The organism is Atribacterota bacterium (assembly GCA_028717805.1).
Taxonomy (GTDB): domain Bacteria; phylum Atribacterota; class Phoenicimicrobiia; order Phoenicimicrobiales; family Stramentimicrobiaceae; genus Stramentimicrobium.
Genome location: JAQUNC010000018.1, coordinates 17,746 through 37,678, shown reverse-complemented (window position 1 = coordinate 37,678; position 19,933 = coordinate 17,746). Strand labels below are relative to the sequence as shown.

General features: G+C 34.3%; 19 protein-coding genes, 1 tRNA gene, 1 other RNA gene and 1 riboswitch. All 21 genes read left to right on the top strand.

The genetic code is table 11. From position 1 onward, the window contains the following. Positions 1-478, top strand: a 478-nt coding sequence (locus PHD84_05470) for a 6-phosphogluconolactonase (GenBank protein MDD5637249.1), incomplete at its 5' end; no start/stop codon positions are given. 38 nt (positions 479-516) lie between these two features. Beyond that, the gene (locus PHD84_05465) at positions 517-735 is read left to right on the top strand and encodes a hypothetical protein (GenBank protein ID MDD5637248.1); all 219 of its coding nucleotides are present in this window, start codon (positions 517-519) and stop codon (positions 733-735) included. A 321-nt stretch (positions 736-1,056) separates the two neighbouring features. Beyond that, positions 1,057-2,094 carry a TRAP transporter substrate-binding protein gene (locus tag PHD84_05460; GenBank protein MDD5637247.1) on the top strand — a complete coding sequence of 346 codons (1,038 nt, stop codon included), beginning with the start codon at positions 1,057-1,059 and terminating at the stop codon, positions 2,092-2,094. A 172-nt stretch (positions 2,095-2,266) separates the two neighbouring features. Further along, entirely contained in the window at positions 2,267-2,599 is a 333-nt protein-coding gene (locus PHD84_05455; GenBank protein ID MDD5637246.1) for a cupin domain-containing protein, read from the top strand. A gap of 25 nt (positions 2,600-2,624) precedes the next feature. After that, a complete protein-coding gene (locus PHD84_05450) occupies positions 2,625-3,386 on the top strand; it encodes an SIS domain-containing protein (GenBank protein MDD5637245.1) in 762 nt (253 codons plus the stop codon). Between the two features lie 54 nt (positions 3,387-3,440). Continuing rightward, complete coding sequence (nagA, locus tag PHD84_05445; GenBank protein MDD5637244.1) at positions 3,441-4,634, top strand: N-acetylglucosamine-6-phosphate deacetylase; 1,194 nt, start codon at positions 3,441-3,443, stop codon at positions 4,632-4,634. A 125-nt stretch (positions 4,635-4,759) separates the two neighbouring features. After that, positions 4,760-6,040 carry a TRAP transporter large permease gene (locus PHD84_05440; protein ID MDD5637243.1) on the top strand — a complete coding sequence of 427 codons (1,281 nt, stop codon included), beginning with the start codon at positions 4,760-4,762 and terminating at the stop codon, positions 6,038-6,040. A 12-nt stretch (positions 6,041-6,052) separates the two neighbouring features. Continuing rightward, entirely contained in the window at positions 6,053-6,532 is a 480-nt protein-coding gene (locus tag PHD84_05435) for a TRAP transporter small permease subunit (GenBank protein MDD5637242.1), read from the top strand. A 508-nt stretch (positions 6,533-7,040) separates the two neighbouring features. Next, on the top strand, positions 7,041-7,619 hold the full coding sequence (locus PHD84_05430) for a DUF937 domain-containing protein (GenBank protein MDD5637241.1): 579 nt from the start codon (positions 7,041-7,043) through the stop codon (positions 7,617-7,619). 306 nt (positions 7,620-7,925) lie between these two features. Continuing rightward, positions 7,926-10,316, top strand: coding sequence for a DUF87 domain-containing protein (locus PHD84_05425; protein MDD5637240.1), 2,391 nt, complete (start codon positions 7,926-7,928; stop codon positions 10,314-10,316). A 293-nt stretch (positions 10,317-10,609) separates the two neighbouring features. Beyond that, positions 10,610-10,694: riboswitch (cyclic di-GMP riboswitch) on the top strand. A 43-nt stretch (positions 10,695-10,737) separates the two neighbouring features. Then, positions 10,738-11,172: a hypothetical protein gene (locus tag PHD84_05420; GenBank protein ID MDD5637239.1), complete on the top strand. Its 435-nt coding sequence runs from the start codon at positions 10,738-10,740 to the stop codon at positions 11,170-11,172. 223 nt (positions 11,173-11,395) lie between these two features. Then, positions 11,396-12,094, top strand: a complete 699-nt coding sequence (locus PHD84_05415; protein MDD5637238.1) for a YggS family pyridoxal phosphate-dependent enzyme — start codon at positions 11,396-11,398, stop codon at positions 12,092-12,094. A gap of 72 nt (positions 12,095-12,166) precedes the next feature. Further along, positions 12,167-13,159 carry a hypothetical protein gene (locus PHD84_05410; GenBank protein MDD5637237.1) on the top strand — a complete coding sequence of 331 codons (993 nt, stop codon included), beginning with the start codon at positions 12,167-12,169 and terminating at the stop codon, positions 13,157-13,159. A 133-nt stretch (positions 13,160-13,292) separates the two neighbouring features. Further along, positions 13,293-14,330 (top strand): 23S rRNA (adenine(2503)-C(2))-methyltransferase RlmN, encoded by a 1,038-nt coding sequence (gene rlmN / locus PHD84_05405; protein MDD5637236.1) that lies wholly within the window; start codon positions 13,293-13,295, stop codon positions 14,328-14,330. A 96-nt stretch (positions 14,331-14,426) separates the two neighbouring features. Next, positions 14,427-14,502, top strand: a tRNA-Ile gene (locus PHD84_05400). A gap of 336 nt (positions 14,503-14,838) precedes the next feature. Next, entirely contained in the window at positions 14,839-15,558 is a 720-nt protein-coding gene (locus tag PHD84_05395; GenBank protein MDD5637235.1) for a C4-type zinc ribbon domain-containing protein, read from the top strand. 208 nt (positions 15,559-15,766) lie between these two features. Continuing rightward, positions 15,767-16,128: RNase P RNA component class A (rnpB, locus tag PHD84_05390), an RNA gene on the top strand. Between the two features lie 203 nt (positions 16,129-16,331). Next, positions 16,332-16,769: a division/cell wall cluster transcriptional repressor MraZ gene (gene mraZ, locus PHD84_05385; GenBank protein ID MDD5637234.1), complete on the top strand. Its 438-nt coding sequence runs from the start codon at positions 16,332-16,334 to the stop codon at positions 16,767-16,769. Positions 16,770-16,771: 2 nt separating this feature from the next. Then, entirely contained in the window at positions 16,772-17,689 is a 918-nt protein-coding gene (gene rsmH / locus PHD84_05380; GenBank protein MDD5637233.1) for a 16S rRNA (cytosine(1402)-N(4))-methyltransferase RsmH, read from the top strand. A 15-nt stretch (positions 17,690-17,704) separates the two neighbouring features. Then, positions 17,705-18,145: a hypothetical protein gene (locus tag PHD84_05375; GenBank protein ID MDD5637232.1), complete on the top strand. Its 441-nt coding sequence runs from the start codon at positions 17,705-17,707 to the stop codon at positions 18,143-18,145. 35 nt (positions 18,146-18,180) lie between these two features. After that, positions 18,181-19,860, top strand: a complete 1,680-nt coding sequence (locus tag PHD84_05370; GenBank protein MDD5637231.1) for a penicillin-binding transpeptidase domain-containing protein — start codon at positions 18,181-18,183, stop codon at positions 19,858-19,860. Positions 19,861-19,933: the final 73 nt, after the last annotated feature.

Genomic DNA, 19,933 nt, shown 5'->3' with positions numbered 1-19,933 from the left:
AAGATTGATAAATGAAGTTCGTCCTGGCAGAGTCCATTTAATAGCAGGTGATGCTCAGGATCCGGAAAAAGAATGCGAACGGTTAAATGAAATTATCAGTCAGCAGGAGATAGATGTCGCTTTTGTGGGTATAGGTGAGAATGGACATCTGGCTTTTAATGATCCTCCGGCTGATTTTGAGACGGAAAGGCCATATATTATTGTGGAATTGGATGCCGCCTGTAGAAGACAGCAGCTGGGAGAAGGCTGGTTTGAAACCATAGATGATGTTCCCCGAAAAGCTATCTCTATGTCCGTAAAACAGATTATGAAGTCCAGGACCATTATTTGTACAGTACCTGATAAACGAAAAGCCCAGGCAGTAAAGAATTGTTTTGCTGGTAAAGAGATTTCTCCACAACATCCAGCCTCCATTTTAAAAAAACACGACCATTGTCATGTCTTCTTAGATGATCAGTCTTCCATATATTTAAAATAATTTAAAGCTGTTCTAGAAATAAGATAGGAGAGAATAAGATGGCAGAACGCATTGCTCTTCTTAATGGAAAGCTGATTACTCCTTTTCGCGAAATAGATATGGGATTTGTTTTAATTAAAGATGATCTAATTGAGAAGATAGGACAGATAAGGGAAGCTGTAATTCCTGAAGGCGCTCAGATTATTGACGTTACAGGACTTTATATTAGACCTGGTTTTATAGACTCACAACTGCATGGAGCCTTACCTGGAAGATGAAATTGGTATCTTAGCAGAAAACAAAAAAGCGTTTTGTCAATTTTAATTAATTTAATAAAGTTCTAGACAATGCTTCGGGAAAGAAGAAAACTTGAATATGCCAATGCAGAATTAATGTTTTAAAATAAAAGCGAGTTAAAGCAAGGATTAATAAGAATTTCATATTGATGGGTGGTGAAAAAATTGTGAAGAAAAATTAAATTAAAGGGCATTGTAAGATTGATCTTTTATCGTATTCTTAAATGTATTGAGCAGAGAATCAGGGTAATTATTGTATAACCAAATAATTAGATATTTTTAGTTTAAAGGAGGTTTTTTAAAATGTTGCGAAGATTCATTTTAACATTATTGGTTCTGTTTCTCTTTCTGAGCATATTAGTGTGTAGTCAAAGTATAGCCCAAACTTCTGCTGAAAAAACTTTTTCTTTGAAATTAGCAGGTATCAAGAATGATGATGACCCTGCTAGTAAAGCAATGATGTTGTTTGCAGAAAAAGTGAATAAAGATTCCAATGGTACAATCACTATTAAAACATATACTAATAGTGCTCTAGGTAATTTAAACGATCTTTTAACCGGCATGATTAATGGTACTGTGGAAATGCTTTATAATACAATATCCTGCTATGCTTGGCTTTCTGGTACTGGCGCAAAGGAATTTGGTATAACTTCAGCTCCCTTCTTTTGGAAAGACAACAAAGAACTTCAAGCCTTTATTGATTCTCCTTATGTTCAGAAATGGATTGAAGATGGTGCAAACTCAACTGGTGTTCGGGTACTTATTGCAAATGGTGAATTGATTCCTAGGCAGCTAACTGCCAATAGAGCTATTAGAAATGCTGACGATTTTGAAGGCTTGAAAATCAGAACTGCCGAATCAACCTTAGTTATGACCATTATGAAAAAACTGGGAGCTACTCCCATAGTGATACCTTTTGCTGATCTTTATATGGCTTTAAAAACAGGTGTGGTAGATGCCCAGGAAAATAACTTCTTTACAGTCAAGAGTAGTAGTTTATATGAGGTTCAAAGCCACTTTATGAAGACTGATTATATAAGAGATGTGAGTGCAATTTTTATAAGTAATAACGTTTGGAACCAGATGTCTGATGAACAAAAGAAAATTATGAAAAATGCAGCGAAAGAAGCAACTGATTTTGAAGCTAAAATGATAGCAGATTCTCTTGACGAAGTACTTACTTTCCTTTCTAGTAAAATGACCAAGGTTGACATAGATATTGAATCAATAAGGGGAAAACTTGGAAGCGGTATTTATGAGGAGTTTGACAAAGAAGGTAAAAGTTGGCCTACCGGAACACTGGATGATGCCCTTAAATTTAAGGAAGGTTATACTGAATAAACAATAAATTCTTTAGTAAAGATTTATACAATTCGGGGGAGTCTCACTACATATAATGTAGAGCTGGTTAGGTAGGTGAGATTCCCTATGTCTATATTTTTGAAAACGGATTTTATTGCTTGATTTTTTTGATTAGTTCTGGCGGAATATTTTTTAATAAATGAGATGAGCTATGAAGGTATTTATAAATGAGAAATATGTGATTCCAGTGAAATATAAAGAATATTATGTTAAAGAATTACTGGGAAAGAAAGACGGTTGTTTAGCAGGATGCCGGACAGGAATACTTATATATACCCAGGAAGAATACAAACAAGGTGGAGTGCACAATGACCAAGAAGGTTTCTTTGTACTTTCTGGCAGTGGAAGTGCAATAGTAGGAAGTGAGGAGTTTTCTCTGCAGCCTGGCGTTTGCTTTATTGTACCTCCAGGTGAATATCATTCCATTAAGAAAGATACATCATGCAGCTGTATAAAATTATTCTTTTTTCATGCAGCTGCTTAATTTTAAGAAAAAGGAGTTTTAAATAATGAACAAAGAAGCTATAGGATATGCCCAGATTATTAAATCTTTAATTGATGAAATATTAAAAGAGGAGGACTCGGTTAAAAGAGCTGCAGTCCTGGTTGGTGACTCAATTATGAGGGATCAAGTCATCCATGTTATTGGACCTGGAGGTCATTCAAATATGGCAGTTGAAGAGATGTTTTCACGAGCAGGTGGATTTGCCTGTATAAATGCTATTCTGGATCCTGGCACTAACCTGAGTCATGGAGGCTTTCGATCGATGAGCATTGAAAGAACCCCTGGATATGCTATTCCAGTATTAAATTCTTATCGGGTAGGGAGGACTCCTGGAGAAGTATTAATTATTATCAATGCATATGGTGTTAATTGTATGACCATAGACTGTGCTAACGAAGCTAGAAAACGAGGTGTAAAAACAATTGGGATTACCTCTACCTCTTTCGCCGATAAATTACCCCATGATCATCCTTCTAGGCATCCCAGTGGAGCTAATTTATATCAAGTGGTAGATGTATTTATCAATAACCATCTTCCTTATGGAGATGCCATTATTTCAATTGAAGGATGCGAACAGAATGTAGGCCCAACTTCTACTTTTTGTAATTGTTTTGCCACAAATTATTTAGTTTTGGAAACCTGTAAATATTTAGTTTCCAAGGGATATATTCCCCCAGTATTTAGAAGTGGTAATCTTCCCGGCGGTGGCGAATACAATAAGAAATTATTTGAAAAATACTCAGGCAAAGCAATTTTACTTTTTTAAGGCATCTTTTCTTAAATTATCAGAACATATTAGAAATATTTTATGAGGTGAAATTTGACGGATAGAAAAATAATAATTAATGGGAAAATTATTACCCAAGAAAGAATTATTCCTGAGGGAAGCGTTACTACCTCGGATGGAATAATCACTGGTATTTATGAAGGAACGAAAAGGTTTCCAAAGTCTAAGGAGATCGTTATTGATGCAGAAGGGAATTATATCTCTCCTGGTTTTATAGATATTCATGTTCATGGAGGTGGTGGCTATTCATTTCTGGCCAGTAGTGTTGATGAGGTCATTTTATGTAGTAAGGCACATATGCTGCATGGTTCAACCTCGATAGTTGCAACGATATCCACTGCTAGTAACGATTTTATAAAAGAAAGCTTACAGAATATAAAAAAAGCCACTTTAACTATGAGCAATGGACCTGATATTCTGGGAGTTCACCTTGAGGGACCTTATTTTGCTATGAACCAGAGAGGAGCTCAGGCACAAGAATATGTGAGAAATCCTATAAAAGAGGAGTATATGTATATTATTGAGAATTTTGATAATATTTTGCGTTGGTCACTAGCGCCAGAACTTCCAGGTGGATTAGAAATGGCAAAAGAGCTTAGAAAGCGTGGAATTCATATGTCTATAGGTCATTCTGATGCCCTCTTTCATGAAGCAATAAGAGCTTATGAGTGTGGCTTTACAACCGTAACACACCTTTACTCCTGCACTTCGACAGTGAGAAGAGTAAATGCTTATCGATATGCCGGAATTATTGAAGCTTCATTCTTACTCGATGACATGATGGTAGAAATAATTGCTGACGGTAAACATTTACCTTCCAGTCTTTTAAAATTGGTGTATAAAATAAAGGGTCCTGACAGAATTTGCTTAGTAACTGATGCAATAGATGCAGCAGGTATGGAAAATCTTGGAGGAGAGATATATAGCAAAACGAGTGGTTCGAATATCATAATTGAAGATGAGGTAGCAAAACTTCCTGATAGATCAGCTTTTGCCGGAAGTGTTGCCACAACCGATAGATTAGTAAGAACTATGCAAAAATTAGCAGATGTTCCTTTGTATCAAGCGGTTAAGATGATGACCGCTACTCCAGCTAAAAATATTGGCATGTTCTCTAAGAAGGGTTCTTTGTCTATTGGAAAGGACGCAGATATCATTATATTTGATGAAAATATTAATATTTCAATGGTCATGGTGGGAGGTAAAGTGACTTTTCATAAAGGTTGAATAAAATAATAGAAATGTATGTTCAAATAGTTTGCCTTATCCTGGTTTGTAAATATTTTTTTAATTTTAGAGTATTTAATTTAATCATTTATATATTGTAAGTATAATTTTGGAAAGAGGAAAAAATGAACATATTATTATTATTTGTAGTTCTATTCGTTCTGATGTTTCTTGGTATAGAAATATTTGTATCTATGGGTATAGCAGCTGCTGTTTACTTACTTGTAACTGGCAATGCACCACTTACTCTCATTCCAACCAATATGATAAATGGTATAACCAGTACATCCTTGTTAGCTATCCCCTTTTTTATACTTACAGGAGAGTTAATGAATGTTTCGGGAATGACAATGAGACTTGTACAGTTTGCTCGTTTTTTTATTGGGAAATGGAAAGGAGGTCTTGCCTATACATGTGTTATTGTGAATATAATTACAGCAGGAGTATCCGGTTCGGCTCCTGCTGATTGCAGTGCAGTTTCCTCAGTTTTGTTGCCAGCTATGAAAAAAGAAGGATATCCAGACACTTTTTCGGCAGCTATCAACGCCTCCGCAGCCACAATAGGACCTATTATTCCACCTAGCATACCTATGGTATTTATTGGACTACTTACAAATTTGTCTATTGGAAAGCTATTCCTGGGTGGGGTAATTCCTGGTTTTTTAATGGGTGGCGCTCTCATATTAGTTAGCTACTGGAAAGTAAAAAAAATGGATTTGAAGATATATGAACATAAAAAAACATTCAGAATCTTTTTAGGATTATTTAAAGACTCTTTTTTAGCTCTTATTGCCCCCCTTATTATTATCTTGGGTGTTATCACCGGTCTAGTTACGGTGACTGAGGTAGCAATGCTGTCGACAGCATATGTTTTTATTATTGGTGTCTTTTTCTACAAAACAATATTAATCAAAGATATTTTAAAAATATTTAAAGATTCAATCTTGTTTTCTTCTTCAATTATGGCGCTATTTTCTATAGCCTTTATTTTTTCTTGGTTTATAGCGGTAGAAGGTATAGGAAAACAATTACAAGAATTTGTTCTTTCCATGAATATGTCACCGATAATGTTCTTAATTTTTATAAACCTATTATTTATGTTTCTAGGAATGATCATAGATGCCATACCTGCAATGCTTATTTTTGTGCCTATACTTCTTCCTATTGCCACAGCTTTAGGTATTGATCATATCCATCTTGGAGTAGTTATTGTAACTAACCTTATGGTTGGCTTATTAACTCCCCCTGTTGGTGGACTATTATTCTTAGAGGCCAAAATGGCTAATGTACCCTTTAATCTATTAGTTAAAGAAATAATCCCATTTATATTAGTGCTTTTTGTGGTTGTATTCTTAATGACTTTTTTCCCTCCCCTGGTCACTTTTATACCTAATATATTATTTTAGGAGGCTAATCATATGAGAAAAAGTTTAGATATTTTATCCAAAATATTACAGTCAATTGCAGGATTATTGTTTTTGTTTATTTTTATTATAAATATTGCGGGAATTTTTTGTAGAACTTTCTTAAATGTTTCGCTTTTATGGGTAGCTGATGTAACATATCTATCTACAGCGTGGATGCTGGCTATTGGTATGGCAGTAGCTTTTTATATGAAGGGTCATATAGCTATAGAATTTGTAATAGATAAATTTCCCAAAAAGGTTAAAAAAATAGTGCAGATTTTTCTCATTGCTATTACTGTAGCTTTCCTTATTAGTCTTATTGTTTCAGGATGTGCAACTGCTTTAATGAAAAGACAAATTTATTTCGTAGTACTTAATATTCCTATGACTTATGCTTTTATGGCTCTTCCGATATTTGCATTATTTTCTACTTTATTTATATTTTGCAGGCTCATAAACATAGTAGTTCCAAATTCAAAGGAAGAGAAATAGTAAAAGAAGACTATCATCTAAATTCACTTATCTTTGTAACAATTTTAAAAAATAATAGGCTATAGATTAGAACTTTTTATGTTTCAAGAGCTTAAATGCTGTTTAGAATAAAATCATAATTTAAATGAAAAACTTTTATAAAAATGATTTAAAAAGATAATCTATTCTTCAATGGTAATTAAATATACTTTATTATATATAAAATAAATCTACAATATTAAACGCTTTGCTAAGTCTATCTTTAAATTCAAGCTGATAAGTTCTTAGATAACCAAATGGCATTAGAATTAGACAGTATGACCTCACTACTCGCTAACTGAGGGATATTTATTTGTAGACCTGGAGTAAGTTTAGGCAGATTAAATAACCTGACTGAATTAAATAATGAATGTGAAATGAAATAATTTAGAAACCAATCCGTTATTTTGGTCCTGAAAATATTCATCATATACATTGAAGGAGTTAACTGATATAATTAAATAAATCTAATTATTAATTGAGGCAAAATATGGATATTATGGAAATATTATCAGGGCTTACTGGTAACCAAAAGGTTATCAAGCAGCTAAATAAATCTGTAGGTGGAGAACCAGAAAAAGTAGAGAAGGCTGTACAAATAGGGATTCCCTTACTTATGGAAGCTCTTAATCGTAATACTAATAATCCAGAAGGTGCGCAGTCTTTAGTAAAAGCTTTAGAAAAGCACCAAGATGATAAGGTTGACGATCTGTTCAGTTTTTTTAGCAATGTTGATACGCAAGATGGTGCAAAAATGTTGCAGCATATCTTTTCCAATAAAAATGAATTAGTGCAGAAGAATTTATCTAAAACAACAGGCTTACAGCAGGATCAAATTGGCTCATTGCTATCAAGGCTGGCACCACTTTTGTTGGGAGCTTTGGGAAATCAGAAAAAAGCGCAGAATTTAGATGCTAACGGAATATCCAATCTAACTGCTTTATTATCCCAAAATTTACAGCAATCTAGTGGAGGCAGTCTCTTTTCTTTAGCAACTAAACTTCTGGATGCCAATAAAAATGGAAGTTTTATTGACGATTTATTTAGGATGCTTTTTAGGAAAAAATAGTTTTTAGTCAATAAAATCAATAGATTTAATTAAATTAAACTAGAGTATGAGTGTGATTTCTGATTATTTATTTAACTAGAAGGATTAAGATGTACGTGCTACGAATGCTATTTGAGTATTCTTTAATTTAAATTACTTAAAGAGGTAATATTGTTGAGAAAGATTAGGTGAAAAGATGGATAAAAAGAAAAGCGAAAAAAATAGTAAAAAGTGGTTAATAAAAAAGTAAAAACTCTTTTGATACTTCTTAAGAATAAACAATAATTGGACGCACTCTTTACTAAATCAGAAGAAGAGGAAAGGAAAATGGGAAATAATATTTCTTTATATGAAAAATTAGGTTTGTTTTATCTGGGAAAAGAAGTTAATCCCAGGACATTTCAAACTAAGGAGGAACCTTTTCTTTATAAATCAAAAGATTTTACTACCCATGCTGCCATAATTGGTATGACCGGGAGTGGGAAAACCGGTCTGGGTATTGCTATAATTGAAGAAGCTACTATTGATAAAATTCCCTCCATTGTCATCGATCCCAAAGGAGATATGGGGAACCTTTTATTAGCTTTTCCGGGATTGAAACCGGCAAATTTCCAGGATTGGATTGACCCGGCTGAAGCAGAAAACAAAGGTATGCAGCCCAGTGCCTATGCAGAGGAGGTAGCGCAGAACTGGGAGGCAGGATTAAAAAGTTTTCAGCAGGATAAGGAAAGAGTCAGTCTTTATAAAAATAGTGCTGATTTTACCATATACACTCCCGGTAGTTCGGCAGGTATTCCCTTATCTGTATTAAGCAGTTTTGAAGCACCCCCTGAAGATATTATGAATGACCCTGATACCTATTCTGCCGTGATTAATTCTACAGTAACAGGGCTTCTTTCCCTGATTAATGTCAAGGCTGACGCTTTAACCAGCAAAGAATATATTCTTATAGCTGCTCTATTTTCTTATTTCTGGAAGAAAAATATTAACCTTACTCTGGAGGAGTTGATTGGTTATATTACCAATCCTCCTTTTGAGAAGATTGGTGTCTTAAGCTTAAATAGTTTTTATCCCCAGAAGGAAAGATTTGAACTGGCTATGCTTCTAAATAATATCCTATCAAGTCCAGGATTTTCTATGTGGCTGGAGGGAGAAAGATTAGATATTCAAAACCTCTTATACAATGAAGATGGCCAGCCCAGGGTTAGCGTCCTTTCTCTGTCTCATTTAGATCATAATCAGCAGATGTTTTTTGTGACACTTTTTTTAAATAAATATATCAGCTGGATGAGGCAACAAACAGGGACTCCTGCTTTGAGAACTTTAATTTATATGGATGAAATATTCGGTTTCTTTCCGGCGATTTCAAATCCGCCCTCCAAACAGCCGATGTTGATTTTATTAAAACAAGCCAGGGCTTATGGCGTAGGAGTAGTTTTAGCCACTCAAAATCCTATCGATCTTGATTATAAAGGGCTGGCTAATATTGGTAGCTGGTTCTTAGGTAGGTTGCAGACCAGACAAGATAGAGAAAAAGTGGTGGATGGATTGGCGAAAAACACGGTAGGAGCCATGAATAAGAGTGAGGTAGATAATTTGCTTGCCAACATGAAAAAGCGTAACTTTCTTTTAAAGAGCGCTCATCTGGATTCCCTACCTCTGTTTGAAACAAGATGGGTATTATCTTATTTAAGAGGTCCTCTATCGGTTATAGAGATAAAAAAGCTGATGGAGAATAAACAAGCAATGGTTGCTCCTCAACAGGAAGAGGTCTCTGAGGTTGAGGTAGGTGCAAAAATTGATGAGTCAGTAATAAGTGGAACAAAACCATTTCTATCAGATAAGATAAGGCAATATTTTTTACATCACCCGCCTTTTAGAGAAAAGGTGGTTTATAAACCCAGCATTATATTTAACGGCAAGGTAAGATTTTATAGTGAATCTAAAAAAATTGACCAGAAGAAGGAGATCTCTCTTAAGGTTCCTGTATATCAAGATACTGTTGAGTTTAATTTTAATGAGGCGATTCCTGATGAGGGTGATATAAGTAGTTATGACCGTAAAGCATTCGAAAAGTCTCGTTTTGCTTTATTACCTCCCTTTTTAGAAAAGATGAAGGATATGAGTGCCCTGGAAGAAAAGTTCAAGAATTATCTTTATGATAATACCAGAGTTGAGCTTTTCAGCTGCAAAGAATTCAAACTTTTATCGAGCCCGGATGAAGCACTTGCTGATTTCAAGTCCCGTATATTAGACCTTATCAGGGAAGATAAGGATAAAGCAGTGGAGAAGTTAACTGAGCAATATGCTAAGAAGGAAGAAAAATTAGAAAAAGAATTCATTAAACTGCAGGAGAAATTGGAAAAAGAAGAGGCAGATGTAAAGACTTTAACTACCCAAAGCGCCTTGTCTTTAGGATCAAGCGTGCTGGGTGCTTTACTGGGGAGAACGAAAGTGGGTACTTTAAGTACTGGTGTTACAGGTTTGAGTAGGGCAAGTAGAATTATGAAAGAAAAAAAGGATGTGGAATTGGTAAAAAAGAAGATTGAAGCACTCAGCGAGAATATTCAAAAATTGGAAGATGAATTAAAACAGAGTATTGAGAGTATGGCTGGTCAATTTGATATTGACAATTATACTATTGAAACCATTAGCATTAAACCTAAAAAGAGTGATATTTTTGGCATCAGTGTTGCCCTGTTATGGGAAACCGAATAATCCTTAATTTATTGTCTTAATTAACTTGTTTAGCAAATTAATAGTTGATATTATGTAAGCGTGACAAGAGATAGAGATTTTATATTTATTTGCTGGAAAATATAAATAATAAAACATATAAAGAATGATTTTTCAAGACCTGACCCCAATGGGCAATGGGCACAATGGGCATTGGGGTAAGAGATAATTTTAAAAAATTCGTATAAAATTTAGAAAATAGGGAATAATATAAGTAAAGACAGAAAATATACGCTTTTTTTGTAATAAATAAAAAATAATATGTCTTAATGAGAAGTTGATAAGGGCAAACTATACCGAAAGGATAGGGCGCAAAGCCTTGGGTCTAAAGCTAAATGCTATGATTGCCAGGTTGCCGACTTAATTTTTATTTCTAATTATTAATAGAATCAGGGAGATAAAAATGAATCTATTCCATAGAAAAGTGATGAATTATCCAGATAATGGGAATGGGAAAAACAAAGTAGAACAACAATACGAAATAAACATTGATTGGGAAGAAAGTTATAGCGCAGATGAAAAAAAAGATACTCCAACCAAAGAAAGTTATTGTCCCAGTGCGGAATTATTCAGACGCTTAGTTGAGGGCACTTCTTTTGACCGTCGTATCAGTAAAAAAATAGAAGAACCGGAAATGCCAGTCAAATCTGAATCACCAGATCCAATCAATATTCCTTCTCAACGAGAGTTACCAGCTGTAAAAATGTCTCCGGTGAAAAAAATAGAAAAGAAAAATAATATTTATAAGCCTCTGACAAAGAAAAAATTTATCAGCAACAAGGAACAGAGCCGATTGGAACATGTGGTAAAAAAAGTATTTAGTCAAAACAATGAATAGATTTAGCATGAAATGAATTTTAAACTTCTTTCTAAAAGTCTCATCAAATACTCCTAGAAATGGTTGGTCAGTTCAGGAAAACCAAATTATTGGATTTTTGCTACTATATCATTTTTGTGTTCTTGGTTTGCTTTTTTTTCATAAATAAGTATCATAAAATAGAAGATAATAGAAAAATTAATTACTTTATTACATTAGCATTCAAAGAAGAAGGTTATCAAATATGACTATTGGAGAAAATTATCTGAAAATAAGGAAAGAAATTCCTTCTTATGTTAAGATTGTAGTTGCTACCAAAACCAGAACACCAACCGAGATAGAGGAATTAATTGAAGCAGGCGCTACTGATATTGGAGAAAATTATGTTCAGGAGGCTGAAGACATTGTTAATAAATTAAATCCCGAAATGACAAAAAAGGTTAACTGGCATTTGATTGGTCATCTACAGAAAAATAAAATCAATAAGGCTCTGCCTATTTTTGATTTAATCCAGAGTGTTGATTCAATAAAATTAGCCCGGGAAATTGATAAAAGGATTGAGAAGGCAGGGAAAGATTTTATACCGATTTTACTGGAAATCAACATCGGAAGTGAATTTACTAAATATGGGATAAAACCAGCAGAACATAAAGATTTTGAAGCTTATATGGAAGAGTTAGCCAAAGATGTTTCCAGTCTTTCTCATATACATCTGGAAGGATTGATGACCATGGGTCCGCTTACTGGAGACCCGGAAAAAATTCGTCCCTATTTCAAAAAAGTTAAAAATATTTTTGACAATTTAGCAAGATTAGAATTAGAAAGAGTTAATATGAAATATTTATCCATGGGGATGACCAATTCCTATAAAGTTGCTATTGAAGAAGGCGCTAACCTCATTAGAATTGGAACAGCTATCTTTGGTCCCAGGAAAACTACCTGATTGAACAAAGAATAAACAAGAATGATAAAATCACAATCAATAAAATAATATTTTATAAAAGGAGAAATGGTTATGAACAAAAGATTCACACTACTGGCGGTTTTGGTATTGTTAATTTTTCTGCCACATTGTTCTATTCTAGCAGCAACTAATATAAATACTATTATGGCACAAATGGAAAAAAGTTATGAAAAACAGTTAAGCGGAATCCATGATTTAACTGTAGTCCAGGAGATGAAAGGCGGATTTTTTAATGTGGTAACAACAACTTATTATAAAAAAGCAGTTGTGAACAACGAAGAAGTATTTATGTCCCGTATGGAAACTGGTGTTATGGGAATGGATACAGTTACCATTTTTGATGGTTTATATACCTGGTCTAATGATCCTGTTACTGGTGAAATAGAACAGGAAGAAGGGGGCATAGATTCATTACAAGCCTGGAAAATGTTTACTCCTGAACAAGCCATGTACCTGGGTGATGAAGCTGTGGATGGGAAGGATGCCTATAAGCTTCAGCTTGATGATGCGATATGGATGATGGGTATGGAAGATATGGCAAGTTCAGATATGCCGGAAGATTCTGAAATTGAAATACAGGGGATATACTGGATTGATAAGGAAACATTAGTACCTTTGAAAGCCAAGAATTATACCAAAACAACTACAGTAGAAGATGGTAAAACCGTAACAATGAATATGGTTACCGATGTAGATTTTCTGGATTATCGTCTTGTTGGTTCCATGCTGCTTTGCCATAAAATGTCAATATCTACTCAATATGAATTTGATGACCCGGAAATGGCTGGAGAAGGTGAAGATGATTTCTCATCAGAGGAATTTGCGGGCTTTTTGGAATCTATGGGTAAAATGGAAATAGTTGTTACCAGTGTAGAAGTAAATACCGGATTGCCAGATGAACTTTTTTATGGAACTCTTTTAGAAAGCAAGGAGACACTGGATATACCTGATTACAGCGAAGGTAAACCAATGTCCGAAGAAGACCTCGGCGCTATGATGGAAGGCATGATGGATATGTTAAAAGATTTTATGCCCCAGGATTAGGAAGGAGATAGTAGATTTAGTATACAGAGATAGTAGGAGAGATGTAATAAATGTCGATGGAATAGAATAGATTACCCAGTATAATTTATATTCCATCGACTTTCTGTTTCTGTATAACAAAACAGGGAAAAAAATGAAAGATAAAGTTGATATCAAAGGAATAAAGTTTGATAACTTAAAAAATATTATTTACCAAGAAGGATACCAGTCATTTCATGCTCAACAGATTTTTCAATGGATTTATCAAAAAAACGTAAATTCCTTCGGAGAAATGTCAAATTTACCAAAAGAATTAGCAGAAAAATTGAATTCAATTTTTACAATTATCGATATAAAATGTCTTAAAAATCAGAAATCCTATGATGGTTCAGAAAAATTTCTTTTTCAGTTAACTGATAATGAGTATATTGAAACTGTTTTGATAAGGAATAATAATAGAAATACATTATGTATATCATCACAGGTAGGATGCCTATGGAACTGCCTTTTTTGTGCAAGCGGCAAAGGAGGATATAAGAGGGATTTGTCAACAGGAGAAATAATTGAACAAATCCTATCTGTACGGAGGATTACAGGTGAAAGTATTCAGAATATAGTTTTTATGGGTATGGGTGAGCCTTTTGATAATTATGAAAATGTTATTAATGCAATTGAAATCCTAAATGAAAAACAAGGTTTAAATATTGGTGCCAGGAAGATAACCGTATCAACCTGCGGTATCATCCCTGGTATTATAAGGTTTACTGAATTTCCCCTGCAAGTAGAGTTGTCTGTTTCATTACACGCAGCAGATGAAAAAACCAGAACGGCATTAATGCCTGTTAATAAGAAATACCCATTGAGAAAGTTAATAGATGCCTGCAAGATTTACTATGAGAAAAAAAATAGACAGGTAACTTTTGAATATCTGATGTTAAAAGGAATTAACGACAGTCTCCAGCAGGCAAATAAATTAAGCCAGATGATTTTTGATTTTGATGCCAAGATAAACTTAATTATCTACAGCCCTGTAGATGGACTTAATAACCTGTTTCCGTCTGATGAGCACACCGTTAATGCTTTTCAGAAAATATTGAGAGAAAAACACATACCTGTAACAGTCAGATATTCCAGGGGGCAGGATATTAAAGCTGCCTGCGGACAATTAAGGAGTACCTATCTGTATCTCTAATGTAACTTAACTCCTTATAAGTTTAACAATTTAGCAATAGATAAATCCTTGACTTTCTCTTGATATCTGCTATACTTTTAAAGGACATTTTTTATGGGGCCCATAGCTCAGTTGGTAGAGCAGCCGGCTCATAACCGGCCGGTCCCTGGTTCGAATCCGGGTGGGCCCACCAATTTATGTCACCATAATCTCAAAGACCTATAAGCCTATTATTTTTTTACTAAAGTCTTAGGATTTAGCAAATTTAATTATATGAAAATGAAAAAATGAAGGATATAATAGATAAATTGCCGCAAAGACTAAAAGAAGAAAAGATTGAGCAGTGTTGCTCGTGCTTATTATTAGCCTTACTTTATTTGATAATAAAGTAAGGCTTTTTTATTTAAATATTATGATTACCTTCTGGGAAGTTAGTTGAGACTTTTGAGACAAACATTGTGAGAACAATGATTACTTCAAGAAGAGCTTAGATGAAAAGATTATCCCAAAGATAATAAGGAGGAAACTGTTGAAAGAACAATTATACTCATTATTGCTACTTCAGAAGATAGATAATGAGATTGCTAAAGAGAATACCAGACGTATTAGTTTACCAGTCCGTATTCGAGAAAAGGAAAGACAAATAGCTAATTTAGAAAAAAAATGTCAACAAGAGAAAAATGTTTTAAAAGAGTTGCAAATAAGAATAAAAAGAAAAGAGATTGATAGCAAGGCTCTAAATGATAAAATCGAAAAAAACAAGAATGAACTTTATGGCGGTAAAATTAGTGATATTAAAGAATTAAAACAGCTACAGAGGGTAATAGAATCTTTACAGGTAGAGTTAGATAAGGTTGAAGAAGATTTGCTGATAATTATGGATGAAGAAGATAGCACCAAATTGAAAATAAGTGAGATAGAAAGAGAACTGGCAGAATTAAAAGAGCAATTAAAAGAGATACAGCGACAAGTTGAACAGGAAGAGAATACAATTCAGCAGTATATCCAGAAAAAAGAAAGAGAAAGAAAAGAAATTACCGATCAAATCAATGATAATTCCTTAATGGAAAGGTATCTCATGTTATGGAATGAAAAGAGAGGGGAAGCTATTGTTGAGATTGAAGGTCCTATATGTGCTGGCTGCAATCTTTCACTCCCCAGTGATATTATTTATCATTTACAGAAGGATGATTGCTTGATAATATGTCCTAATTGTAACAGAATATTAATCTGGAAAGAAACATCCTGAAGGTAGTTATCACCTTAGAATATAAGCCTTAGGAAAAAATAAATTAAATATGAATAATATATTCTTTCTAAAAATTTTATAAAAAGTAAATAAATTTATTGTAACAAACTTACAAGCAAAAACACACTACTCTCTAAGAAGAATATACTACCAGATATGATATATATATGGTATACTATAGGAGAAGAACCCATCGAATATATTATGGTAAGTAAATCAGGTAATCGCAGGTTTTTGTAAACCTGAGGAAAGTCCGAGCTCCGTAGGGCAGAGTGCTGGGTAATACCCAGTGGGAGTGATCCCAGGAAAGTGCTACAGAAAAGAGACAGCCAGTATTCTGGCAATGGTGAAAAGGCAGGGTAAGAGCCTACCAGTTATTGGGCGACCAATAAGCTTAGCAAACCCCGCTTGGAGTAAGATCAAGAAGAGAACAGATAGTGGCCCGCTATAAGTTTTCGGGTAGATCGCTAGAAGTATAAGGTAACTTATACTCCAGATAGATGATTACCACACTATTTTTACCTGATGGTAAATACAGTGACAGAACTCGGCTTATGATTTACTTACCAATTTTTGATTATCTTCACGCACTCCTAATAAGGGTGCGTTATTTATTTATACTACTAATACCACTTTTCTAATTTTCTCTCAGCATAAATTCTTTTCAGGTAATAAAAAATTTTTTAATTTTTTTAAAAAAAAGAGGATTTTTTTAGAAAATTGTAGTATACTATAATAAAAAGTGGAGAAAAGTGGAGAAAAGTGGAGAAATGATGTTTCTAGGGCAATATGAACATTCCTTAGATAAAAAGAGCAGAATCATTATGCCTGCTAAGTTTAGAGAGAATTTAGGGGATAACTTTATTATAACTTTCGGTTTGGATAAATGTCTGTTTGTCTACCCTATGGAGGAATGGGAAAAACTATCTCATAACCTGCAGAATCTTCCCTTCGGGAAAAAGGATGCCAGGGCTTTTAAAAGAACTTTAGCCTCCCGAGCATTGATAAGTAGTTTTGATCAACAGGGAAGAGTAGTAATAGCTAAACACTTGAGAGATTATGCCGGGATAGAAAAGAATGTAGTAATCATAGGAGTATTTGAACGAATTGAAATATGGGATTTAAAACAATGGAATGGATATGCCGAAGAGACAGAACAGTCATATGAAGACATAGCTGAGCGTATCTATGAAAAAGAAGGGCAGGATTAATAATGACTTCTCATATTCCTGTAATGCCAGAACAAGTTTTGGTAAATCTGATTACCAGGAAGACAGGAATATATGTTGATTGTACCCTTGGCGGAGGTGGTCATGCCCAAAAAATTATTGAGAAGATTTATCCAGAAGGATGGCTTGTTGGATTTGATCAGGATATAGAAGCGCTGGAATTTACCCGAGAAAAATTAAAAGACTATCAGGATAGAATTGTGTTGGTAAAAGCTAACTTTTCTGATTTAGAAATAGTCTTACATAGCTTAGGATTTGCTGCAGTATCCGGTATCTTTTTTGACCTGGGAATCTCTTCTCATCAAGTTGACACTCCATACCGGGGATTTAGTTTTAACAAAGAAAGCTTGCTGGATATGAGAATGGATTTAAGCGAAGAATTAGATGCTCGCTATGTAGTAAACCGTTATTCGGAAAGGCAATTAGCAGAAATATTTAGCAGATATGGGGAAGAACGTTTTTCTCGTTCTCTAGCTAGAATAATTGTTGAGGAAAGAAAAAGGAATTCCTTAGAAACTACCAGTCAGCTGGCACAATTGATTACCAATTTTTATGCCAAGCATAAGAAAGGAAAATGGCGCTTACATCCGGCAACTAAGGTATTTCAAGCTATCAGAATCGAGGTAAATAAAGAGTTGTCCGTATTAAAGGAAGCTCTGTTTCAAGCAATAAGGCTTTTAGAACAAAGAGGCAGAATAGGAGTAATATCATATCATTCCCTGGAAGACAGAGTGGTTAAGAATACCTTTCGAGAATGGGAAAAGCAGGAAATAATAAATCAGTATGGTTATGGTTTGAGAAGATTATTTAAAAAGCCGATTTATCCTGTAGAGGAGGAAATCAGACAAAATCCCAGAGCTCGTAGTGCAAGAATGAGGTTAGCCGAAAAAATATGTGTATAAGGAAGTGTCTAAAAAATGAAAGACATTGTTTCTATGGAGGAAAGTGAACAATTTCCGTTAAAACATCACCGGTTATCATTCTCTTTTTTTATTTTTTCCATTATTATGGTAAGTTTACTGATTATTGGATATATTTGCAGTAATATCATCCTGATGAAATTAGGTTATCAGTCTATTGATCTGGAGAAGAGAAAGGATGAACTTCTGGTACAAAAATATCAACTGGAATCTACTGTAGAAAGCCTTTCTTCTTTAACCCGAGTTGAAAACATAGCGGTTCAGGAACTCGGTATGTGCCGACCAGAAAAAATAGAATTTATTGCTATGCTTCCCAGCTATATCAATAACAATATGACAGCAGAACAACCTTCAGAATTGGATCAGAGAGGCAAATTCTTAGAAGCCGGAACTTTTTTCAAAGAGTTTGCTAATTTACAGATATTTCGCAATCAGTAAATATCATTTTTTAATGGATGAGGCATGTTGTTTTGGTGCATTTTTTAGAAAAAAGAGAAAGAATCCTTTTTTTATTTATTGTATTTATATTAATTTTTTTATTACTTATCTACCGACTTTATAACATACAGGTGTTAGGAAGTAGCGTTTTGCATGAACTTGCTCGTAAAGAGCATGTCACCTCATATATTGTAGATGGTAAAAGAGGGATGATTTTTGACCGGAATTTTAAAAAATTAGCCACAAATGTCGAGTCAAAATCATTATTTGCCATTCCTTATAGAATTGAACAACCTGAGCAAACCTCCCGATTACTTTCTTCTAAACTTGGTTTAACTTATCAGGATGTAGAAAATGAATTAACCAAAGAAAGATACTTTGTCTGGATTGATCGTAAACTTTCTCAGGAGAAATATGAAGAAATAAAAAGCTTAAATCTGGAAGGACTTGACTTTGTAACCGAAAATAAAAGATTCTATCCCAAAGAATCTCTTGCTGCCAATTTAATTGGTTTTGTGGGCATAGATAATCAAGGATTAGAAGGTCTGGAATTATATTTTGATAACAAATTAAAAAGCCAGTCCGGCCTGATAGTGATGGAAAGAGACGCTTCCGGAGCAAAAATACCCCTCAGCACAGAAATGATACAACCTTCCAAAAATGGATTATCTATTGTCCTTTCTATAGATGAAGTAATACAATACATTACTGAAGAGGCTCTCCACAAAGCCTTCCAACAATATCAACCCAAATCAGCAGTGGCTATTGTTGTTAATCCCAAAACAGGTGAAATTTTAAGTTTAGCTGTAAGGCCTTCCTTCAATAGCAATAATTATCAGGATTCATCAGAAGCTTATCGACGAAACCGCGCTATTACTGATAATTATGAACCAGGTTCAACCTTCAAAATATTTACTATAGCTACTGCTTTAGAACACGGTTATGCTAGTTTATCGGATCATTTTAACTGTAAAGGCTGGATAAAGTATCAGGGAACAGTAATTCGTGATATTGATCCCCATGGCTATCAGGATTTAACAGAGATTGTTAAAAATTCCTGTAATGTTGGTGTAATCGAAGTTGGCACTCGCATTGATAAAAATATTTTTGCTGAATCAATAAGTAAGTTTGGATTTGGTGAAAAAACTGGGATAGATCTTCCCGGAGAATCTGACGGTTTATTCAGACCGGTAAGTAAGTGGTCTAAGATTTCCAACGCATCTTTATCTATTGGTCAGGAAATATCGGTAACACCATTACAACTGGTGATGGGTGTGGCGGCAATTGCCAATAATGGTGTTTTGATGAAACCTTTAATAGTCAGTAAAATATTGGATGAAGAGGATAATATTGTTAAACAATATTATCCTGAAGAGGTGCGGCAGGTTATTTCACCACGTACTGCCAAGACGATGTCCCGCATTTTACAGGAAGTGGTGGACAATGGTACCGGTTCTAGAGCAAAATTAAAACATTACCCAGCGGCTGGGAAAACTGGCACCTCTCAGAAATTTGATTTTGCATTGGGAAGATATTCTAATGAAAAATTTACTTCCTGGTTTGCAGGGTATGCACCTGTAGATGAGCCAGAAATAGCAATTTTAGTTATGCTGGATGAGCCTAAAGGTAGTTATTATGGAGGGACAGTTGCCGCGCCCGTTTTCCAAGAAATTGCCTCAAAAACATTGCCTTATCTTTCAATTCCTCCTGAATAAAGGAATTGAAAGAACAGTTTACTTTTTAATTAATATCAAGTAAGATATTCCTGGTCAGTGAAATTAGATAAAA